Source organism: Microbispora sp. NPDC049125 (assembly GCF_040802045.1).
GTDB lineage: Bacteria > Actinomycetota > Actinomycetes > Streptosporangiales > Streptosporangiaceae > Microbispora.
In genome coordinates, this window is sequence record NZ_JBEZDW010000004.1 from 143,664 (window position 1) to 161,705 (window position 18,042).

An 18,042-nucleotide genomic window follows, 5' to 3' on the forward strand; every position below is an offset into this window, starting at 1 on the left:
TGACCCGTCCGGCCTCCACGCGGAAGGCGGGACGGGGTGCGGGCCGGGCGGAGGAGAGCCGGACCTCAGGAGTCGAGGCGCCCGGCGCCCTCGGGCAAGGTGTCGAGCCAGCGGGTGAGCCGGTCTCCCTCGCGGGTCATGATCTCCGGGTCGCGCAGGGCGCTGGACAGCAGGGACATGCCCTGGTAGGCCCCGACGAGCGTGATCGCGAGGTCGCCGGGGCCGGGCAGTCCCAGCTCGCGGAACTGGCGTTCCACCCAGTCGAGCAGCGACCGGATGACCTTGCCCGCTTCGAGGTCCATGCCTCCCTCGGCGCGTTTGCCGAGCTCGGCGGCCAGGGTGCCGGTGGGGCAGCCGTATCGCGCCGCGACGTCGCGCTCGCTGACCCACACACCGACCAGGGCCTTGAGGCGCTCCAGCGGATCGGGGAGCTTGTCGAGATCGCCGGTGAGCTCCGCGAGGTATCCGGAATGCTCGGCCAGGGCGGCCTGGACCAGCTCGTCCTTGGTCTTGAAGTAGTAGTACACGTTTCCGACGGGAACGCCGGCGGCGCCGGCGATGTCGGCGATGGTGGTGCGCTCCACGCCCTGCTGGTGCAGGACTCGGGCGGCCGCGGTCATCAGCCGCCGTCGGTTGTCGGCCCCCCGCGCCCGGGTTTTCGTTGAGTCAGCCACCTCACTGACTATAGACACCCGTCCGGTGTGGTTGCCTCCCTCCATTCAGGGCATGGTGGGACGTCCTCGTTCTGGTGGTCACGGTTGAGGGTGCGGTCCCTCAGAATCCGATCGCCTCGCGGAGCAGCAGGACGGTGCCCCGCCCTGGGCTGGGTTCCGCGTTGAGGACGAGCAGGCGGTTGACGGCGCTGGGCCACCCGTAGACCGCCTGGGCGCGGGCGCTTTCCAGTGGAAGGCAGTGATCTTCAACGCGGCGCAGCGCGGCGGGCAGGTCGGACACCACCTTCTGCGCCCCGGCGATCCAGATCGCGCGGGCGGCGCCGCCGGCGTATCCAGGGAGCTGGCTTCCGCTGCCCGAGGCGACCACGAGGGAGCCGGTTTCTGTGACCGCGTGGACGCTGCCCACGATGACGTCGGGGGTGGACGTCAGCCGCCGGATCTCATCACGTTCACTGGCGCGATCCATGGCCAGGACGCGTGGCTTGACGGCGTCGTATCGCCCGCTGGTGTTGATGTCGGCCTCGATGCCGGACAGGCGGAGGGTCTCGCTGGCCCCGGTGAACACCCTGGCGCCCTCGGGGATCAGATCCTTGACGCGGGCACGCGCGGCGGCGGCGTCGTCCAGGATCTCGACGGTGAACCCGTGCGCGGCCAGCTCACCGGCAGCCCGCTCCAGGTGCTCGGCGGACGCCGGGTCGGCGAACCGCGTTGCCGGAATCGGGGTGGTCATGGGGCCTCCTGGGCTGGTCGTGGTGTGCCGGATGATGTGTCCGTCTCACTGGTTCGACAACGCGACCCCTGCGAATGTGAGGCGACGCGCCGGCCTCACATTCCGGTGCGCTGTCTTGTCGGACCAGTGAGAGGGCAGACGCGACCGAGGGAGCAGCCGGCACCATGACCACCCGATCCGGGCCGGGAGACGGCCGGCCAGGTACAGGCCCGAACGCGGTCATGAGCGAGCGGGGCCGCCTGATCAATCTCACCTACCGGCTCCTTGGATCCCTGGCCGAGGCCGAGGACGCCGTGCAGGAGACCTACGCCCGCTGGTATGCCCTGTCCCCGCAGCAGCAGGACGCCATCGAGTCGCCCGGCGCCTGGCTGACGACCGTCGCCAGCCGCATCTGCCTCAACGTGCTCGGCTCGGCACGGGTCAGGCGGGAGACCTACGTCGGTGAATGGGTCCCCGAGCCGTTGCCCGAACCGGGCGAGTGGGTCAGCGGGCGGCCGGGCGGCCTCACCGCGGACCCGGCCGACCGGGTCACCCTGGACGAGTCGGTCGGGATGGCCTTCCTGGTCGTGCTGGAGTCGATGACCCCGGCTGAGCGCGTGGCGTTCATCTTGCACGACGTCTTCCGCTACTCCTTCGCCGAGGTGGGCGAGATCACCGGCCGCACCCCGGCGGCGTGCCGCCAGCTGGCCTCCTCGGCCCGCCGTCGCGTTCGCGCGCCGCAGCCTCCCGCGGCCTCGCCGTCCCAGCGGGCCCGCATCGTCAGGGACTTCAAACAGGCATGGGAAGCCAGGGACATCAACGCCCTGATCGGCCTGCTCGACCCCGACGCCACGGCCGTCGCCGACGGTGGCGGCCTGGTGAGCGCCGTGCTCCAGCCGGTCGAGGGCGGCGAGCGGGTGGCGCGCGCCTGCGTCGATCTGGCCGGCCGGGCGCCCGGCCTGACGGTCACGGAGTGCTCCGTCAACGGCCAGCCCGGCCTGGTCGCCCGGCAGGACGGCGCCCTCGCGGCGGTGCTTGCCTTCGACATCACAGGCGACCGCATCAAGCACATCTGGGCGATACTCAACCCCGAGAAGCTCCGGCCCTGGACGACGGGCTGACACGCGCGCCCATCCCGCCGGCCCGCTGTGCGCCGCTGCCCCGGTTCCGTCCCGGCGCAGTGGCGACGGCTCGGTGGCCGGTCACCCGCCGGCCGCGCACCCGGCCTCACAGGACGGAACACCTAGTCGTCGACGATCACACCTCCGACCGCGGTGCGGCCGGCCGGAGTGGCGACGAACTCGACCGCGATGGTGTCGCGCAAGTGCGCTCCGAGGACGCCGGCGACGGCGTCGGTGACGGTTCGCGTGAGCTTGGCGGCGATCTCACGGCTGTCGGGACGGGTGAACGCCGCCTCGCGGATACCGAACGTGATCGCGGGTGGGGCCTCGTCGACCGGTTTGCCTCGCAGGCCCCACCGCCCGGCGGGTACACCGTCGAGATGGATGACCGCGACGTCGCGTGCCCACTCGCCGTACACGTCGACCACCGCGTCGGTCAGCGCGGCGATGAGGGCCGCTTCGTTGCCCTGCAGCTGCGGCTCCAGGACCCGGACGGTCAGATGTGGCATCGTAGGTCTCCTGTTTGCTCTCAAATTATCTTTGATGTCAAATGTAATTGGCGAGGTCCCAGATGGTCAACGACGCGGACGGCATGACCACCGGCCAGGCGGTGCGGTCCATGCTGCTGCTGATGCCCAGGATCGTCGGGCGGGCCAAGCGGCTGCCCATGCCGGAGGCGCTGCGGACGCTCGATCTCGCACCCCGCCACCTGTCACTGCTGGCCTACCTGCAGTACGACGGCCCTCTCACGGTGAGCCTGCTGGCGGAACGCCTGGAGATCGCTCCGACGACCGTCAGCCTCATGGTGGGTGACCTGTCCCGCCGCGGTGTCCTGACGCGGAAAGAGGACGACGCCGACCGGCGACGACGGGTCGTCGCGATCGCACCGCAGTACGCCGAGCCGATCCGCGAGTGGATGGCGGGCACCGCGGTGGCGTGGGATGAGGTCCTGTCCGGTCTCACACCGGCCGAACGCGCCACGATCGTGCGGACGATGCGTGCCTTCGAGGCCGCCCTGGGCAAGCGGATGCACGGCTGAGCCGAAGATCACGCGGGTGCGGGGAACGGGGCCGGCCGGTGAGGCGCCGAGTGATGATTGCCAACAAATCTCCCGGCATATTTTGGTCGGCCGGGCCGCCTGCCGGGATAGGCCCGTCCTGGAAACGTTGTCCTGGAGCGCCCCCGGTATCGGCCGGGGGTGGTCTCCGGTGCGAAGGGGGCGTTCATGGGGCATGCGATGAGGGCGGGCGTCTCGGTCACCGGGCTCGGCGCGACCACGCCGCTGGGCGGTGACGTGGCCTCCACGTGGGCCGGCATGCTCGAAGGGCGGTCCGGCATCGGCCTGATCGAGGAGGACTGGGCGGAGGGCCTGCCCGTGCGCATCGCCGGGAGGATGCGGGTGGACCCCGCCGGGGTGCTCGGCCGGGTGAGGGCCAGGCGGCTGGACCGGTGCCAGCAGGCCGCGCTCGTCGCCGCGCACGAGGCCTGGGCGGACGCCGGGGCCCCCGGCGTCGATCCCGAGCGCCTGGCCGTGGTCATCGGCACGGGAGTCGGCGGGGTGCTGACGACCCTCGCCCAGGACGACCTCCTGGAGGCGTCCGGCGCGCGGAAGATCTCGCCGCACACGGTGCCCATGCTGATGCCCAACGGGCCCGCGGCGGTCGTCAGCATCGAGTTCGGCGCGAAGGGCGGCGCCCACACGCCGGTGAGCGCGTGCGCCTCGGGAGCGGAGGCGATCGCGATGGGCCTGGACCTCATCCGGCTCGGCCGCGCCGACGTGGTGATCGCGGGCGGCGCCGAGGCGTGCGTGCACCCGCTGACTCTCGCCGGGTTCGCCCAGGCCAAGGCACTGTCCGCGCGAAACGACGCCCCGCGGGAGGCCTCCCGCCCCTTCGACGCCGGGCGCGACGGCTTCGTCCTCGGCGAGGGCGCGGCGCTGGTCGTGCTGGAGCGCGAGGCGTTCGCCGCCGCTCGCGGAGCACGGGCGCACGCCACGCTCGCCGGCGCGGGCGTCACCTCCGACGCCCACCACATCACCGCCGCCGACTCAGGCGGGCAGGTGCGCGCGATCCGGCTCGCCCTGGCCTCCGCCGGTCTTGACGCGCTCGACGTCGGGCACGTGAACGCCCACGCCACCTCGACCCCCACCGGTGATCTGACGGAGGCCCGGTCGATCACCGAGGCGCTGGGGACGCATCCGGCCGTCACCGCGACCAAGTCGATGACCGGTCACCTGTGCGGGGCCGCCGGGTCGATGGGCGCGATCGCCGCGATCCTCGCCATACGCGACGGAGCGATCCCGGCCACCCGCAACCTCGACGACCTGGACCCCGAGGTCAAGCTCGACGTCGTCACCGGGCGGCCCCGCCACGGCCGGTGGGCCGCGGCGGTCGCCAACTCGTTCGGCTTCGGCGGGCACAACGCGTCCCTGGCCTTCACCGCCGCCTCCTGAACGGCCAATCCCGGGCGAAGCCGTGTCAGAGCCAGAACGTGTCGTGGCGGAAGTAGAACTCGGCCAGCTCCTCGTCGCTGGGCCGGCCCGAGATCGCGAACTCCGCCAGGCCCTCGAAGTATCCCTCGCGCGGAGCGCCCGGCGCGAAGTGAAGAAGCATCGACGCGTGCGCGCCCGACTCGTTGCGGAACGCGTGGACGCCGCCTTCGGGGACGTGTACGAAGTCACCCGGCTGGGCGTCGATCCACCGGGCGCCGTCGTAGATCCGCACGGTCCCGGACAGGATGAAGAACGACTCCGAGATCGATCGGTGGAAGTGCCGGTCGGGGCCGCTCGGCTCCGGGCCCATCTCCCACCGGTAGAGCCCGAACTGCCCGTTGGTGGAGGCTCCCGTCGCCAGGTAGTGCACGGTGTTGCCGGATCGGTAGGTCAGGTCCGGCTCGTGGTCCGCGGGCCGGAACGTCGCGTTGATCTCGCCGCCCTCGCCGAGGTATGACGGGTCCGGGTATGTCATAGCTCCCCCTGTTTACAGCCTTGATCCTTTGGTCTGATTCTTCCTTCTCTTCCGTGCCGCCGCGACGATCACATCCGCGGGCTCGTACGCATGCCGCGCGACGGGTTCACGGGCGGATGAGGGCGCTTCCCCTCGCGGACTCGCCGGGCACGCAGGCGAGACCGGACGCAAAACGGTCAGAGCCAGCCGTTGTGGCGGGCGAACCGGGCCGCCTCGATGCGGTTTCTGGTGCCGGTCTTGCTGATGCAGGAGGACAGGTAGTTGCGTACCGTGCTCTCCGACAAGTGCAGGGCCGCCGCGATGTCGGCGATCGTGGAGCCGTCGGCCGCCGCCGTCAGCACGTCGCGCTCCCGTTCGGTCAGCGGGCTCGGCCCGGTGCCGAGCGCGGCCGCCGCGAGAGCGGCGTCGATCACCCGCTCGCCGCGCAGGACGCGGCGGATCGCCCCGGCCAGCTCCTCGACCGGCCCGTCCTTCACCAGGAAGCCGTGCGCTCCGGCCTCCATCGCGCGGCGCAGGTAGCCGGGCCTGCCGAACGTCGTGAGGATCAGCACCCGGCAGCCGGGCAGCCGCCCGCGCAGCTCGGCCGCGGCCTCCAGCCCGCCCTTCCCCGGCATCTCGACGTCGAGCAGGGCGACGTCGGGCCGGGCCTCCAGGGCGGCGGGGACGACCTGGTCGCCCCTGGAGACCTGCGCGACGACCTCGATGTCCTCCTCCAGGCCGAGGAGCAGGGCGAGGGCGCCCCGCATCATGCCCTGGTCCTCGGCCAGCAGCACCCGGATCACGTGGCGTCCTCCTCCTCCGGCACGGCGACGCGGAGCAGGAAGCCCCGGCCGGGAAGCGGGCCCGCCTCCATCTCGCCCCCGACGGCCGTCACCCGCTCACGCAGCCCGTCGAGGCCGTTGCCCCCGCCGGCCGGACGCTCTCCGGCGCTGGGGGAGCCGTCGTCGCGGATCTCCAGGACGAGCCCCCCGCCGCGGCGCAGGTCGATCCCGCAGGAGCGTGCCCCGCTGTGCCGGATCACGTTCGTCACGCCTTCTCGTACGGCCCAGCCGAGCAGGGCGTCGGTCTCGGGCGGGAGCCGTACGACGCTGGTGCTGATGGAGGCGTCGACGCCGGCGTCGGCGAGGACCGTGCGCGCGGACTCCAGCTCGGCCGCCAGGCCCCGCCCCCGGTATCCGGTGACGGTGGCGCGGACCTCGGTGAGGGCCTGGCGTCCGATCTGCTCGATGTCGGCCGCCTGCCCCGCCGCGGCGGCGGCGTCGACGGGGGCGAGCCGGCGGACCGCCTCGGCCTTCACCACCATCACCGACAACGTGTGCCCGAGCACGTCGTGCAGGTCGCGGGAGAACCGCAGCCGCTCCTCGGCGACGGCGGCGACCGCGAGCTCCCGGCGGGTGCGCTGCAGCTCGCGGATCGCCTCCCAGAGCCGGATGATGATCGCGGGAATGATGGCGGCGGTGAAGACCCCCCAGACCAGTGACAGCGTGTCGGCCAGCCCGGCTCCGACGCGGATCTGGAGGATCACGGAGACGGCGCACAATGCGAAAGCCAGCGGCGGCAGCGACCGGCCGCGCACCGTGGTCCCGATGGCCACGGACAGCATGATGAGCAGGTAGGCCCAGTTGCCCTGGAATCCCGCCGCTCCCGCGATCGTGACGGCGGCCAGGAGGGGCAGCGTGATCCGCGTCGCCTTCCAGCCGTCCGAGAAGGCGAGGCGCAACGTGGCCACATAGAGCGCGCCGGCGGCGAGTATCGCCGGCCAGGCGAGCCACAGCGGGTGCGAGCGGCCGTGGACGACGTCCCAGATAGGGCCGCCCGTGAGGACGACCCACATGCTCATGCCCTTGGCGTCGGGCCCCTTCTCGTCCTCGCTGAGGGGGTTGAGCCAGCTCTCCCGGTCCCTGTCCATCGGCGTCGATGATTGCACAGGCTCAGAGCGTGCGGCCGGCGCGGCGGTAGGCGTGGACGGCGTACAGCCCGAACGCCAGCAGCCAGCCGCCGAGAATGGCGACCTCCCTGAGCCCGGGAGCCTCGCCGAACGCGACGTTCCACGACAGGGCGGCGTAGCTGTTCGACGGCGTCCACTCGGCGATCGTCCGCAGCCATCCGGGGAAGCCGTCGACCGGCACCCACAGGCCGCCCACGATGGCCAGGCTCATCATGGTGGCGATGTTCGCCATGGCGGCCGTCTGGCCGGTCAGCCGGTAGCCGTTGCCGAGCCCCAGCAGGGAGAAGGGGATGGTCCCCGCCCACAGCAGGGCGATGACGGCCAGCCACTGCCCGGGGGAGAGGGTGACATGGTTGACCAGCGCACCTGTGAGCAGCACCGCCGCGATGCCGGGCACCACGGACGTGATGCCCGTGACGACCTTGCCCGCGACCACCTGCGCGGGGCTGAGCGGAGTCAGGCGAAGCTGGCGCAGCCAGCCCGCCTCGCGGTCCTCGGCGATGCCGCTGCCGTTGTTGAACGCCGCGCCGAGGGCGCCGTACGCGGCCATGCTGACCATCGTGAACACCGCCGCGTGCTGCTTGTCCCCGGGCGCCAGGCCGAGGTTGGTGAAAACCAGGTACATGACCACCGGCATGGCGATGCCGAAGATGACGAACCCGCCGTCCCGCGTGATTCTGATCATCTCCAGGCGGACGTATCCGAGCATCAGACGGTCTCCTTCGCGGTGAGGGCGACGAACGCCTCTTCCAGATCGGCCGGGGTCACTTCGAGGTTCCGTACGGCTCCCGCTCGCGCGAGTGCCATGACCGTGGCGTCGGGGTCGCTGCTGCGCAGGTGGACCCGGTCGCCCCGCACCTCCAGGCGGCGGACGCCGGGCAGCTCCGCGAACCGGGCGACCTCGCCGTCCGCGGTCACGCTCACCGTGGTGAGGGCCACCACCCGCTTGATCTCGGCGCTCGTGCCGTCGGCGACCAGGTGGCCGCGGTCGATCACGACGACGCGGTCGGCGTGCTCGTCGGCTTCGTCCAGGTAATGGGTGGAGAACAGGATCGTCGTGCCGCGGTCGGCCAGGGCCCGCATGCCCTTCCAGAACTCCCGCCGGGCCGTGACGTCGAGCGCCGCGGTGGGCTCGTCCAGAACGACCAGGCCGGGGTCCCCGGCCAGCGCCATGGCGAACCGCACCCGCTGGGCCTGGCCGCCCGACAGCTTGTCGACCCGCCGGCCCTCCAGGCCGCCGATCTGGGCCAGCTCGACGAGCCGGTCCAGCGGCATCGGCGTGGCGTAGGTGCCGCCCACGAAGGCCAGCAGCTCCCGGACCGTGACCCGCTGGATGAGCCCGCCCTCCTGGGGCATCGCACCCACCCTGCCATGCCGTACGGCCTCCTCGGGGGGCTCGCCGAACAGGCGGGCGTGCCCGGCGTCGGGGGAGACCAGGCCGAGGAGCATGCCGATGGTGGTCGACTTGCCGGCGCCGTTCGGGCCGAGAAGGGCGACCGTCTGGCCACGGGGGATCGCGAGCGTGAGGCGGTCGACGGCTCGTACGGAGCCGTAGTCCTTCGTCACCGAAACCAGTGACACCGCGTCTGGAGCAGGGGGCTTGTCCATGCCGCCAACGGTAGGAAGCGCGCCGCCGCGCCAGTAGATCGATCGATCCGTCCTCCGGTGGGACAAATATACTCTTGATCTACGTTGTAAAGGCGCACAGACATTGTGACGCACCGCGGGCAGGGCCGCGCAATGGCGACGCCAGAGCGATCTCCGACGGGCTGGGACCGGAGGTGCGGGCCGTCGCCGGCGGCCTGCCGTATGAGTCCGAGCAGGCCGCCTCGATCGCCTCGGATCAGCCGCTCGCGCCGCCGTCCGGCGCGGCACGACGGTCCTGCACGAGCCCGGAGATCAGCTCCTCCCACCTGGCGCCGATGACGTCGATGTCGTAGCCGGCGGCGGTCTCCAGGGCCTGGGCGCCGAGCTTGCGGCGCAGGTCCTCGTCCTCGATGAGCAGGCAGATGGCGTCGGCCATGGCGTGGATCTTCTCCGGTTTCACCAGGAGCCCGTCGTGGCCGTCGGTGATCAGATCGGCCGGGCCCGTGGGGCAGTCGTAGCTGACCACCGGCAACCCCTTGCTCATCGCCTCCAGGAGGACCATCGGCATCCCTTCACGGCGGGAGCTGAGCACGAAGACGGACGCGGCGGCGAGCTGGGTCCCGACGTCGGCGGCCGGGCCCTCCAGAAGCACCCGCCCGGTCAGTCCCCGCTTGTCGATCGACGCCTGGAGCTTTTCCTGGCGGGGGCCCCGGCCGAAGATGCGCAGGGTCCAGTCGGGGTGCCGGGCGTGTACGTGGGCCCAGGCCCGGATGAGCAGGTCGTATCCCTTGACGTGCGTCAGCCGGCCCACGGTGACGACCGTCTTGGCGGTGAGGGGGGAGAGGCCGCCCTCCAGCCTTGTCACGGCGTTGGGGATCTGCGCCCGGGTGCGGGGTCCGCTCCCTCCGCTCCGCCCGGCTCGCTGGTAGGCGCGTTCGTACGCCATCAGATCGGCCTGGGTGAGAGTGACCAGTGCGTCGAGCTTGCCGTACCGGCGCATGATCTGGCGGCGGACGAGCGGCTCGTGCGAGGACAGGTTCCCGTGCTCCTGCGCGATCGTGACGATCTCCGGCGGGGCGAAGCGGGCGGCGACGAGGTTCAGACCGGGGCGGGTGCCGATCAAGATGCCGCGACGGCGGGAGCGGATGTAGCGCACCAGTTTGAGATCGGTCCGCAGGGTGAACCAGTGGTAGGCGGCCTCGTCGGCGGGCACCAGCCTGCTCGGGAAGCGGGACAGCAGCCCCTTGCGCCTCGGCAGCCGCTCATCGAGGTAGCGGATGCGCACACCGGCGGGAACCGGGAAGAAGGGCTCCTCGGCCTCGCGCACCACGCTGACGATCTCCACGTCGTGCGTGCGGGCCAGATGGCCGGCGAGGTTGAACACCGTGCGGATGGTGCCCCCCATGCCGTTGGCATGCAACAGGAGGATGCGCACCTCCCGGCCGTCGGGCGGCGGAGCCGACCGGGCACGCTGCCGGTTCCTGGCCTCCAGCGCCCTCACTATCGCCCTCGCCACGACCCGGCGCAGTCTCGCTACCGCACGGTCTGGAAATGCCACAGTCACGCCCCGTTCGTGTAGGTGATGATCCCCCTTTCCTGGGACGTGATCGCACTCGCAGATGTTGTGCCTTTATAGGTCACATTAACGTCACATATCGCCATATCGTCGTGCGCTTCGTCGGGCTGGTCTCCAGCGAGGCGGGCACGTCGTGCACGGCGACCTGCTCGAACACTTCGGCGGGCAGGTAGGAGCAGGACCGTTCCGGCGCGCCGACGAGCACCACGCCCGGGGCTCGGGCGAGGAAGGGCGTCATCCGGGTGGCGAGCGGCTTCTCGTAGTAGACGTCCCCCGCGAGCACCACGTCCTCGGAGGGCGCGCCGTCCAGGAGGTCCCCCTGGGTCAGGCCGATCTCGACGCCGTTGGCGCGGGCGTTGAGACCGGCGGCGGCGAGCGCGTGGGGGTCGATGTCGTTGGCGACGACGGTGGCCGCTCCCGCCAGGGCCGCCGCGACGGCGACCAGGCCGGACCCGGTGGCCACGTCCAGCACGGTCCTGCCGCGGACCAATCCGGGATTGTCGAGCAGGTGGCGGGCGAGGGCCTGGCCGCCCGGCCACGCGTATGCCCAGAAGGGCAGCCGGCCGGTCCGCTCCCAGATCTCGTACAGCGGGCCGTCCCGCTCCTCGGCCCGCTCGGGCTCGCCCGGTGTGGGCGCGCGGGTGAGGGCCGCGCCCGGCGCGGCCAGGTGCAGGCGGATCTCCGGGACGTACGGCACCGCGACCAGCCGGGTATGCGCCCGGACGAACTGCTCCACGGCGGGTGATCGTAGCGGCCCGGTCACAGGAGGGTGAGCTGCTCCGGCTCCGGGGGCTTCCGGCCGCGCTCTCGCGAGGAGCCTCCGGCGCTCTCCCGGGGACCGCCGGGCCGGGGGCCGGCCCCGTCCTGCGGCGGGGGGCCGGTTCGGTCCTGCGGCCGGGGCGCGGGCCCGGCCGCGAGGCCGGTGTCGGTCCAGGCGCCTGGGCGGACGCCTCCACGCGCCGCGGCACGGCGGGCGTCTCGCGGGGCCGCGCGGCCGACGCCGTACCGGCTCGCCAGCGCGCCGACCTCACGCGCGATCCGCTCCTGGTACGCCTTGGGCGCGTACGCGCCGCGGCCGTACAACTCCTGGTAGCGAGGCACGAGCCGGGGGTGCTCACGTGCCAGCCAGGCCAGGAACCACTCCCGTGCCCCCGGCCGCAGGTGGAGGACGATCGGGGTGACGTGGGTGGCCCCCGTCTCCGCGATCCGCCGCACCGTCGCCTCCAGGGCGCTGGGCGCGTCGGTCAGGTAGGGGAGGATCGGCGCCATCAGCACCCCGCAGGGGATGCCGTGCGCGTTGAGCGTGGCGCAGACCTCCAGCCGCTTGCGCGGGGCGGGCGTGCCCGGCTCGACCGATCGCCACACGTCGTCGTCGGCGAACCCGACGGACACCGCGGTGTTCACGTCGGTGACGTCGGCGGCCTCGGCGAGCAGGTCGACGTCCCGCAGGATCAGCGAGCCCTTGGTGAGGATGGAGAAGGGGTTCGCGGCGTCGCGGAGGGCGGCGAGGATGCCGGGCATCAGCCGGTAGCGGCCCTCGGCCCGCTGGTAGCAGTCGACGTTGGTGCCCATCGCGACGGGCTGCCGGGACCATTTCGGCGCGGCCAGCTCCTTGCGCACCAGCTCGGCGGCGTTGACCTTGACGACGATCTTGGAGTCGAAGTCCCGCCCGGAGTCCAGGTCCAGGTATTCGTGCGTCCTGCGGGCGAAGCAGTAGACGCAGGCGTGGCTGCATCCCCGGTACGGGTTGATCGTCCATTCGAAGGGAACCCGGCTCGCGCCCGGCACGCGGTTGACGATGGAGCGGGCGTGGATCTCGTAGAACGTGATGCCCCGGAACTCAGGCGTGTCGAAGGTCCGCGTGACGGCGCCACGCGCGAACAGGGGCACGGCCTGATCGCCACCGGGCGTTTCGGCCAGGCGCAAGTTGTCCCAGCGCATGACCTGATTGGAACACGAGTTCGAACTAGATCGCAACTCGTGCGTCTTGGTAAATCGCGCCTCTCGAAACGGCTAACGATCTTTATGGATGGGCAGAACGTCGGCACACACAGTGCGTTCTGGAGAGTTGCGCCATGGCCTGGTCGCAGGACGAAGAGCGAATGCTTGCGATGATCGAGCGGCACCTCACGGACGAGGACCCCAAGCTCGCGGCCCGGCTGGAGTCTTTCAACCATCGCGTGGACCGTGGACGGCACGCCCGGCGCGCGGCGCAACCGGCCAACCGGCGCATGCCGAACCGTTCCACCGTGATCATCGCGGTGAGCTGGCTGCTGATGGCCACATTGATCGCGACCCTGCTGGTCATGGCCCTGCGGAACGACGCGGCCGCCTTCTCGATGTGATCTCTTTCCGGCGGGTCGTCGGGGCCTTCGCCGTCCTGGACGCCTTCTGAGAGATCTCGGCGTGGTCTGGCGGCCCTCGGCCCGCGGGCCCTGCCGGTCGCGGGCGCCGGGATCGTCCCTGCCTGTTTCTATCGGCGGCGCGGACGAGCCAGACGGCGTAGTTGCGTGATGCGCGCGGTGCCCACGACCAGAGTCAGCAGGACTCCCGCGACCATGGCGATCAGCAGCGCGACGGCCAGCGGCAGCGTGCCGTGCAGGCCCAGGAAGGACACCTGGGCGCCGGCGGTGTTCTGCAGCATGAAAACGATGAATGCGACGGCCACGACCGCGGCGGCCCACACGCCTGCCCACGCGACGCTGACACGGGTGACAGGGACGGGTCCGGCGGCCGTGGGGGAATCGTGTCCGGCGGCCGGGGCGGGCGTCACCTCGGCGGGCACGCCTGGGGAGGCGGACGTCCCGGCGTGCTCGGCCGATCCCGGAGTGCCGGCGGGCTCGTTCTTGAAGCGCTGGAGCATTTTCACGAAATCCACCTTCGGCAGCCGGCGCTGGCAACCTCAAGGCGGGGGTGTCATGGCTTTCCGGATATAGCCAGTCTACGCCCTTATGTCGGGAAATGCTATGGCGCTGGTTTTCGCGAGGCGGGCCGCCTCGCGTCAGGAGTGGAAGCGCGGGAATCTGAAGGATTGCCGGGGGCGACGGGAATCTGAAAACGGCTGGCGCCACTGCACAGCTGTTCGTGCGAGGCGATCACACGGCGCCTGACAGCCAGGACATATGTGGCCCGCCGCGCTAAATGGGGTGGAAATTCCCTTGCATCGGATGATGGGGCCATGCGCATGTCGGAAAACAATGGCGCCCGACTCCCTGAGTAAGGTGAAGAAACTGTGACGCACCATTAGGGAAGCGTCATTGCCATGCATATCAAATCAGGGGGATGGCTTTATGAAAGGCGCCTGCCGCCCACGTCTCGCGAGAAACGCAATACGTTCCCTGCTGTCCGCGGTCCTCGTCTCCTCGGTGGCCGTGGGGTCCGCCATGCTGTCGGCGCACGCCGCATATGCCGTGTCACCGATGCCGGTGGATCTCGGCAGCGCCGGCACCTTCGCGGTTCTGGCCGGATCGACGGTCACCAACACCGGTGGCACCGTCGTCACCGGGGATCTCGGGGTGAGCCCCGGCTCCGCCGTGACCGGCTTTCCGCCCGGTGTCGTGACGGACGGCACCATCCACACCGCCGACGGGACCGCCGCGACCGCCCAGGCGGACCTGACCGCCGCCTACCTCGACGCCGCGGGACGCGCATCCGATGTCACCTTCCCGACGGCGGAGCTCGGCGGCATGACCCTGGCACCGGGCGTGTACGACTCGCTCCCGGGGGACTTCCAGATCACCGGCACCCTCACCCTGGACGGCCAGGGGGATCCCAACGCCGTCTTCATCTTCCAGACGGCCAGCACGCTGGTCACCGCGTCGGCCAGCAACGTGGTCTTCATCAACGGCGCCCAGCCGTGCAACGTCTTCTGGCAGGTCGGCAGCTCGGCCACGCTGGGGACGGGATCGTCGTTCGCGGGCAACATCCTCGCGCTGGCCTCGATCACCGTGACCACCGGCGTGACCGTGAACGGCCGGACGCTGGCCCGCAACGGCGCGGTCACCCTGGACACCGACACGATCACCCGCACCGTCTGCACGGTTCCGCCCGCCGGACGCTCGGGAACGACCCTGAGCGCGACGGGGGTGACCGTCGCGACGACGAACCCGTCATGCGCCTCGGGGCTGCGGCGGGAGACCGTCTTCACCGCGACGGTGACCGCGCCGGGAACGGTGCCCACCGGCTCGGTCGCCTTCAGAGACGGCCGTTCACTGCTGGCGACGGTCCCGCTCAACTCGGCCGGGCAGGCCGTGGTGACCTTCGTGAACCTCCCGCAGGGGGTGAACCGGATCACAGCCAGCTATCTCGGCTCCCTCGGCGTGGCGGCCAGCACCTCACCGGCGCTCGCCGTGAACATCGGCCCGGACGACATCTGCCTGCCCGCCGTCGTGAAGGTGAAGAAGAAGGTCGTCCCCAAGGTCGAGGACGACGTGGACCGGAACGATGACGAGGACGTGGACGAGGACAGCAAGGTCCGGAACCAGGCGACTCACCAGACCCGGGACGTCGTCAACCACTGGCACCGGGGCTTCCACAAGCACAGGGCGGACAGCAGCACCAACATGGCGGTCGTGACGCCCGCCACCGCCGACGAGGCGGATCACGGCCGGCAGCCGGCCACGCACACACGCCCCGGCGGACACCACTGACGGCGCGCCGCGCCGTCGGCGGACGAGGCCGACGCTGATTCGCCGGGCGTTTCCGTCCCTCGCACGGCCCGCCGGACACCCTCCGGCGGGCCCCCGTCATGCGAGGCCCGCCCCGGACGTCGGCGCGGGCTTGAACGACAGAGCCCTGAGCGAGCGTGCCCTTGAGCCGAGGGTGTCCTTGAGTCAGAGCGCCTTGAGGAAGCGGGCGGCCACCGGGGCGGCGACCTCCCCGCCCATCCCGCCGCCCTCGACGACCACGGCGAACGCCAGATCGCCACGGAAGCCGATGAACCAGGCGTGCGAGTCGAGCTTCGGGCCGGTGCCGAACTCGGCGGTCCCCGTCTTGCCCGCGGTGCCGGAGGGCAGCCCCGCCGCGTGCGCCGTGCCCTTGGTCACCACGGCGTGCATCATCGAGCGCAGCTTCGAGGCGATCCCGTCAGGCAGCTCCTTGGCGGCGGCCTTCTGCTTCAGGGACGGCACCAGCGTCGGCGGACGCCAGGTCCCGTCGGCCACGGCGGCGGCCACGGTGGCCATCACCAGCGGGCTGGAGGTGATCCTGGCCTGTCCGAACGCCTCGGCCGCCAGCTCGGCGTCGCTGGTCGCCTTGGGCATGCTGCCCTTGGTCGCGGGCACGCCGATGTTGAGCGGGCGGTTGAACCCGAAGTCGGTGGCCAGGTCGTACAGCTTCTGCGCGCCGAGCTTGCTGGCGGCCAGCGGGGCGAACGTGGTGTTGCAGGAGTGGGCGTAGGAGTCGAGGAACGACAGGGACCCGAACGACTCGTGGTCGGAGTTGCGGATGTCGAGGCCGCCCACGCTGGCCTTCTCGGGGCAGGTGACCGACGAGGAGGGGGTCAGGCCCTCGGCGAGCAGCCCGGCGGCCGTGATGGTCTTGAACGTCGAGCCGGGCGGATAACGTCCGTCGAGCGCCCGGTTGAAGCCGCCCTTGTTGTTGACGACGGCGAGTATCTCCCCCGACGAGGGCCGTACGGCCACCAGGGAGGCGGGCTTGTCGAGGTCACGTACGGCGTCGGCGGCCGCGTGCTGCACACGCAGGTCGAGCGTGGTGCGCAGCTCCTTGCCCGGTGAGCCCTCGATGGTGTGCAGGCTCTTGTGCTCCGACCCCTTGACGACCTCGATCTGCGTCGTGGGGGTGCCGGCGAGCTGCTTCTGGAACGTCTCCTGCAGGCCGCCCCGGCCGACGGCGTCGCCGGTCCGGTAGGCGGCGCCGAGCGTCTTGACGTCCTTGGCGGTCGCCTTGTCGAGGTAGCCCACGAGCTGCTGGACCGAGCCGCCCGCGTCGCCGCCGTCGATGCGGTCGCCTCCGGCGTCGGTGATGGCCGCGCGGTCGGGCCAGGTGGTCTTGAGCGCCAGATGGCCGGTGCCGTCGAGAGCCGGGTGGACGGCGGCCGGAGACCAGTCCACCTTCCAGTAGTGGTCCTTCACCATGAGGCGCAGCCCGCCCTGGTAGGTCCAGTCGCCGACGTTCTTCAGCGTCGCCGTGGCCGTGTACGACGCGGTGGCGTGGTCGTCCTTGGGCGCGCTCACCCGGACGCCGGACACCGCCACCTTGGTCGCGCCGAGATTCCTGGTGAGCTCGGCGTACGCCGCGTCGAAGCCGGGGGCGGGTGCGGCGAGCTCCGCCTTCATCCCCGCCAGGTCGCCGCGGGCCCAGGCCGCGGTGAAGCGCTGGGCCGTCTCCTGCGGCGTCCCCCGGGTGTGCAGCACGTAGTAGGCGCCCCCGGCCGCGGCCCCCGCCACCACGACGGCGGCGGCGGTTGTGATCGCCAAAGTTCGTCCTCGTGGCACGCGTAACCCCCTGTGTCGCGACTCGCCCCACGTCGTCCGATTCGACCGTTCTCCGGTCGGGCCGAGCCTAGCGCGGGCGGGCCGCGTTCACAGAGTGCCGGTGTCACCTGTGGATCAGGCGGAGTCCTTCACGCTCGCCGCGTACCTGGGGACGTACTCCTGACCGGAGAGCTCCCGGATGGCCTCCATCACCTGGTCGGTGACCATCCTGCGGTCGGCGGCCCTGGCGGGGTCGCCGGTGAACGTCATCGGCGCACCGATCCGCACGCCGATGCGGTGAATCCGCGGCACCGACGCCCCGGGCGGCAGCACCTTCTCCGTGCCCAGCATCGCGATCGGCACGACCGGGGCGCCGGTGGTCAGCGTGAGCCAGGCGACCCCGATCTTCCCCCGGTACAGGCGCCCGTCGGGGGAGCGCGTGCCCTCGGGGTAGATGCCGAACAGCTCGCCTGCCTTGAGCACCTCGACCGCGCTGTCCAGCATGGCCTGCGCCGCCGAGACGTTCTCCCGGTCGATGGGCATGCTCCCCATGGCCCGCACCCACGAGGCGATGAGCCGGTTGCCGGTGAAGTACTCGTTCTTGGCCACGAACCGCATGGGCCGGGTGAGCACCGCCGGAAGGATGTAGGAGTCGACCACGGAAAGGTGGTTGGAGGCCAGGATCGCCGGGCCGAGAGGCGGGACATGCTCACGCCCCTCCACCCGGGGCCGCCAGAGGGCGCGCATCACGGGGCCGCTGATGGTCTTGGCGACGCGGTACAGCACAGACCCTCCTTCACGAAGTGATGCGCTCCACCCTAGGCCGCGCGGCGGCGGGGCGCAGTGTCCGCACCGTGCAACCCGCCGGAGCGGTTGTTGTACTTCCTGCCCATCGCCACACCGCGTGCGGGCGGCCAAGAGGGCGGCGGCTCAGACGCGAACGCCCCGCGAGACGCTGGGTCTCGCGGGGCGTTTCCCGCTGAAGGCCGATGTGGCGGTCGCCTCCTCGGCGAGATGCACAACACGG

The 18,042-nt window shown here is 71.5% G+C and carries 19 protein-coding genes; 5 read left to right on the top strand and 14 right to left on the bottom strand.

What is annotated here, in order from left to right; translation table 11 throughout:
• Nucleotides 1-65 precede the first annotated feature (65 nt).
• Both AB0B72_RS06495 and AB0B72_RS06500 read right to left on the bottom strand, forming a co-directional pair.
• Complete coding sequence (locus tag AB0B72_RS06495) at nt 66-674, bottom strand: TetR/AcrR family transcriptional regulator (protein WP_367737321.1); 609 nt, start codon at nt 672-674, stop codon at nt 66-68.
• Nucleotides 675-774: 100 nt separating this feature from the next.
• The gene (locus AB0B72_RS06500; RefSeq protein ID WP_367737322.1) at nt 775-1,404 is read right to left on the bottom strand and encodes an LUD domain-containing protein; all 630 of its coding nucleotides are present in this window, start codon (nt 1,402-1,404) and stop codon (nt 775-777) included.
• A gap of 164 nt (nt 1,405-1,568) precedes the next feature.
• On the opposite strand from AB0B72_RS06500, the gene sigJ reads away from it, so the two are divergent.
• Complete coding sequence (gene sigJ / locus AB0B72_RS06505) at nt 1,569-2,504, top strand: RNA polymerase sigma factor SigJ (RefSeq protein WP_367737323.1); 936 nt, start codon at nt 1,569-1,571, stop codon at nt 2,502-2,504.
• A 122-nt stretch (nt 2,505-2,626) separates the two neighbouring features.
• Here the strand turns inward: sigJ and AB0B72_RS06510 are convergent, their stop codons facing one another.
• Nucleotides 2,627-3,013 carry a 4-oxalocrotonate tautomerase family protein gene (locus tag AB0B72_RS06510; protein WP_367737324.1) on the bottom strand — a complete coding sequence of 129 codons (387 nt, stop codon included), beginning with the start codon at nt 3,011-3,013 and terminating at the stop codon, nt 2,627-2,629.
• Between the two features lie 62 nt (nt 3,014-3,075).
• On the opposite strand from AB0B72_RS06510, the gene AB0B72_RS06515 reads away from it, so the two are divergent.
• Entirely contained in the window at nt 3,076-3,543 is a 468-nt protein-coding gene (locus tag AB0B72_RS06515; protein WP_367737325.1) for a MarR family winged helix-turn-helix transcriptional regulator, read from the top strand.
• 186 nt (nt 3,544-3,729) lie between these two features.
• A complete protein-coding gene (locus AB0B72_RS06520; RefSeq protein ID WP_367737326.1) occupies nt 3,730-4,956 on the top strand; it encodes a beta-ketoacyl synthase in 1,227 nt (408 codons plus the stop codon).
• Between the two features lie 25 nt (nt 4,957-4,981).
• On the opposite strand, the gene AB0B72_RS06525 is transcribed toward AB0B72_RS06520, so the two are convergent.
• The 8 genes from AB0B72_RS06525 to AB0B72_RS06560 all read right to left on the bottom strand — a co-directional run bounded on the left by AB0B72_RS06525 (nt 4,982) and on the right by AB0B72_RS06560 (nt 12,522).
• Nucleotides 4,982-5,470: a cupin domain-containing protein gene (locus tag AB0B72_RS06525; protein ID WP_367737327.1), complete on the bottom strand. Its 489-nt coding sequence runs from the start codon at nt 5,468-5,470 to the stop codon at nt 4,982-4,984.
• A gap of 176 nt (nt 5,471-5,646) precedes the next feature.
• A complete protein-coding gene (locus AB0B72_RS06530; protein WP_367737328.1) occupies nt 5,647-6,252 on the bottom strand; it encodes a response regulator in 606 nt (201 codons plus the stop codon).
• Nucleotides 6,249-7,379, bottom strand: a complete 1,131-nt coding sequence (locus AB0B72_RS06535; RefSeq protein WP_367737329.1) for a sensor histidine kinase — start codon at nt 7,377-7,379, stop codon at nt 6,249-6,251. The genes AB0B72_RS06530 and AB0B72_RS06535 overlap by 4 nt, the downstream gene beginning before the upstream one ends.
• 22 nt (nt 7,380-7,401) lie before the next feature.
• Complete coding sequence (locus AB0B72_RS06540; RefSeq protein WP_367737330.1) at nt 7,402-8,127, bottom strand: ABC transporter permease; 726 nt, start codon at nt 8,125-8,127, stop codon at nt 7,402-7,404.
• Nucleotides 8,127-9,026 carry an ABC transporter ATP-binding protein gene (locus AB0B72_RS06545; protein ID WP_367737331.1) on the bottom strand — a complete coding sequence of 300 codons (900 nt, stop codon included), beginning with the start codon at nt 9,024-9,026 and terminating at the stop codon, nt 8,127-8,129. Before AB0B72_RS06545 ends, AB0B72_RS06540 begins: the two co-directional genes overlap by 1 nt.
• A 235-nt stretch (nt 9,027-9,261) precedes the next feature.
• A complete protein-coding gene (locus AB0B72_RS06550) occupies nt 9,262-10,521 on the bottom strand; it encodes a glycosyltransferase family 4 protein (protein WP_367737332.1) in 1,260 nt (419 codons plus the stop codon).
• Between the two features lie 121 nt (nt 10,522-10,642).
• Complete coding sequence (locus AB0B72_RS06555; RefSeq protein WP_367737333.1) at nt 10,643-11,317, bottom strand: methyltransferase; 675 nt, start codon at nt 11,315-11,317, stop codon at nt 10,643-10,645.
• A 23-nt stretch (nt 11,318-11,340) separates the two neighbouring features.
• Nucleotides 11,341-12,522, bottom strand: coding sequence for an Rv2578c family radical SAM protein (locus AB0B72_RS06560; RefSeq protein WP_367737334.1), 1,182 nt, complete (start codon nt 12,520-12,522; stop codon nt 11,341-11,343).
• Nucleotides 12,523-12,656: 134 nt separating this feature from the next.
• Here AB0B72_RS06560 and AB0B72_RS06565 point away from each other — a divergent pair, with 134 nt between their 5' ends.
• Nucleotides 12,657-12,926, top strand: coding sequence for a DUF3040 domain-containing protein (locus AB0B72_RS06565; protein ID WP_367737335.1), 270 nt, complete (start codon nt 12,657-12,659; stop codon nt 12,924-12,926).
• A 128-nt stretch (nt 12,927-13,054) separates the two neighbouring features.
• Here the strand turns inward: AB0B72_RS06565 and AB0B72_RS06570 are convergent, their stop codons facing one another.
• Complete coding sequence (locus AB0B72_RS06570; RefSeq protein WP_367737620.1) at nt 13,055-13,444, bottom strand: lipopolysaccharide assembly LapA domain-containing protein; 390 nt, start codon at nt 13,442-13,444, stop codon at nt 13,055-13,057.
• Nucleotides 13,445-14,000: 556 nt separating this feature from the next.
• On the opposite strand from AB0B72_RS06570, the gene AB0B72_RS06575 reads away from it, so the two are divergent.
• A complete protein-coding gene (locus AB0B72_RS06575) occupies nt 14,001-15,230 on the top strand; it encodes an ice-binding family protein (protein WP_367737336.1) in 1,230 nt (409 codons plus the stop codon).
• 183 nt (nt 15,231-15,413) lie between these two features.
• Here AB0B72_RS06575 and AB0B72_RS06580 read toward each other — a convergent pair whose 3' ends face one another.
• Complete coding sequence (locus tag AB0B72_RS06580) at nt 15,414-17,018, bottom strand: penicillin-binding transpeptidase domain-containing protein (RefSeq protein ID WP_367737338.1); 1,605 nt, start codon at nt 17,016-17,018, stop codon at nt 15,414-15,416.
• Nucleotides 17,019-17,150: 132 nt separating this feature from the next.
• Complete coding sequence (locus AB0B72_RS06585) at nt 17,151-17,801, bottom strand: lysophospholipid acyltransferase family protein (RefSeq protein ID WP_367737339.1); 651 nt, start codon at nt 17,799-17,801, stop codon at nt 17,151-17,153.
• Between the last annotated feature and the right edge of the window lie 241 nt (nt 17,802-18,042).

Excerpts from the sequence above, each read along its gene's own strand:
- AB0B72_RS06500 (WP_367737322.1), bottom strand. The coding sequence starts at position 1,404 with ATGACCACCCCGATTCCGGCAACGCGGTTCGCCGACCCGGCGTCCGCC.
- sigJ (WP_367737323.1), top strand. The coding sequence starts at position 1,569 with ATGACCACCCGATCCGGGCCGGGAGACGGCCGGCCAGGTACAGGCCCG.
- AB0B72_RS06510 (WP_367737324.1), bottom strand. The coding sequence starts at position 3,013 with ATGCCACATCTGACCGTCCGGGTCCTGGAGCCGCAGCTGCAGGGCAAC.
- AB0B72_RS06515 (WP_367737325.1), top strand. The coding sequence starts at position 3,076 with ATGGTCAACGACGCGGACGGCATGACCACCGGCCAGGCGGTGCGGTCC.
- AB0B72_RS06520 (WP_367737326.1), top strand. The coding sequence starts at position 3,730 with ATGGGGCATGCGATGAGGGCGGGCGTCTCGGTCACCGGGCTCGGCGCG.
- AB0B72_RS06525 (WP_367737327.1), bottom strand. The coding sequence starts at position 5,470 with ATGACATACCCGGACCCGTCATACCTCGGCGAGGGCGGCGAGATCAAC.
- AB0B72_RS06535 (WP_367737329.1), bottom strand. The coding sequence starts at position 7,379 with ATGGACAGGGACCGGGAGAGCTGGCTCAACCCCCTCAGCGAGGACGAG.
- AB0B72_RS06540 (WP_367737330.1), bottom strand. The coding sequence starts at position 8,127 with ATGCTCGGATACGTCCGCCTGGAGATGATCAGAATCACGCGGGACGGC.
- AB0B72_RS06545 (WP_367737331.1), bottom strand. The coding sequence starts at position 9,026 with ATGGACAAGCCCCCTGCTCCAGACGCGGTGTCACTGGTTTCGGTGACG.
- AB0B72_RS06560 (WP_367737334.1), bottom strand. The coding sequence starts at position 12,522 with ATGCGCTGGGACAACTTGCGCCTGGCCGAAACGCCCGGTGGCGATCAG.
- AB0B72_RS06565 (WP_367737335.1), top strand. The coding sequence starts at position 12,657 with ATGGCCTGGTCGCAGGACGAAGAGCGAATGCTTGCGATGATCGAGCGG.
- AB0B72_RS06570 (WP_367737620.1), bottom strand. The coding sequence starts at position 13,444 with ATGCTCCAGCGCTTCAAGAACGAGCCCGCCGGCACTCCGGGATCGGCC.
- AB0B72_RS06575 (WP_367737336.1), top strand. The coding sequence starts at position 14,001 with ATGCCGGTGGATCTCGGCAGCGCCGGCACCTTCGCGGTTCTGGCCGGA.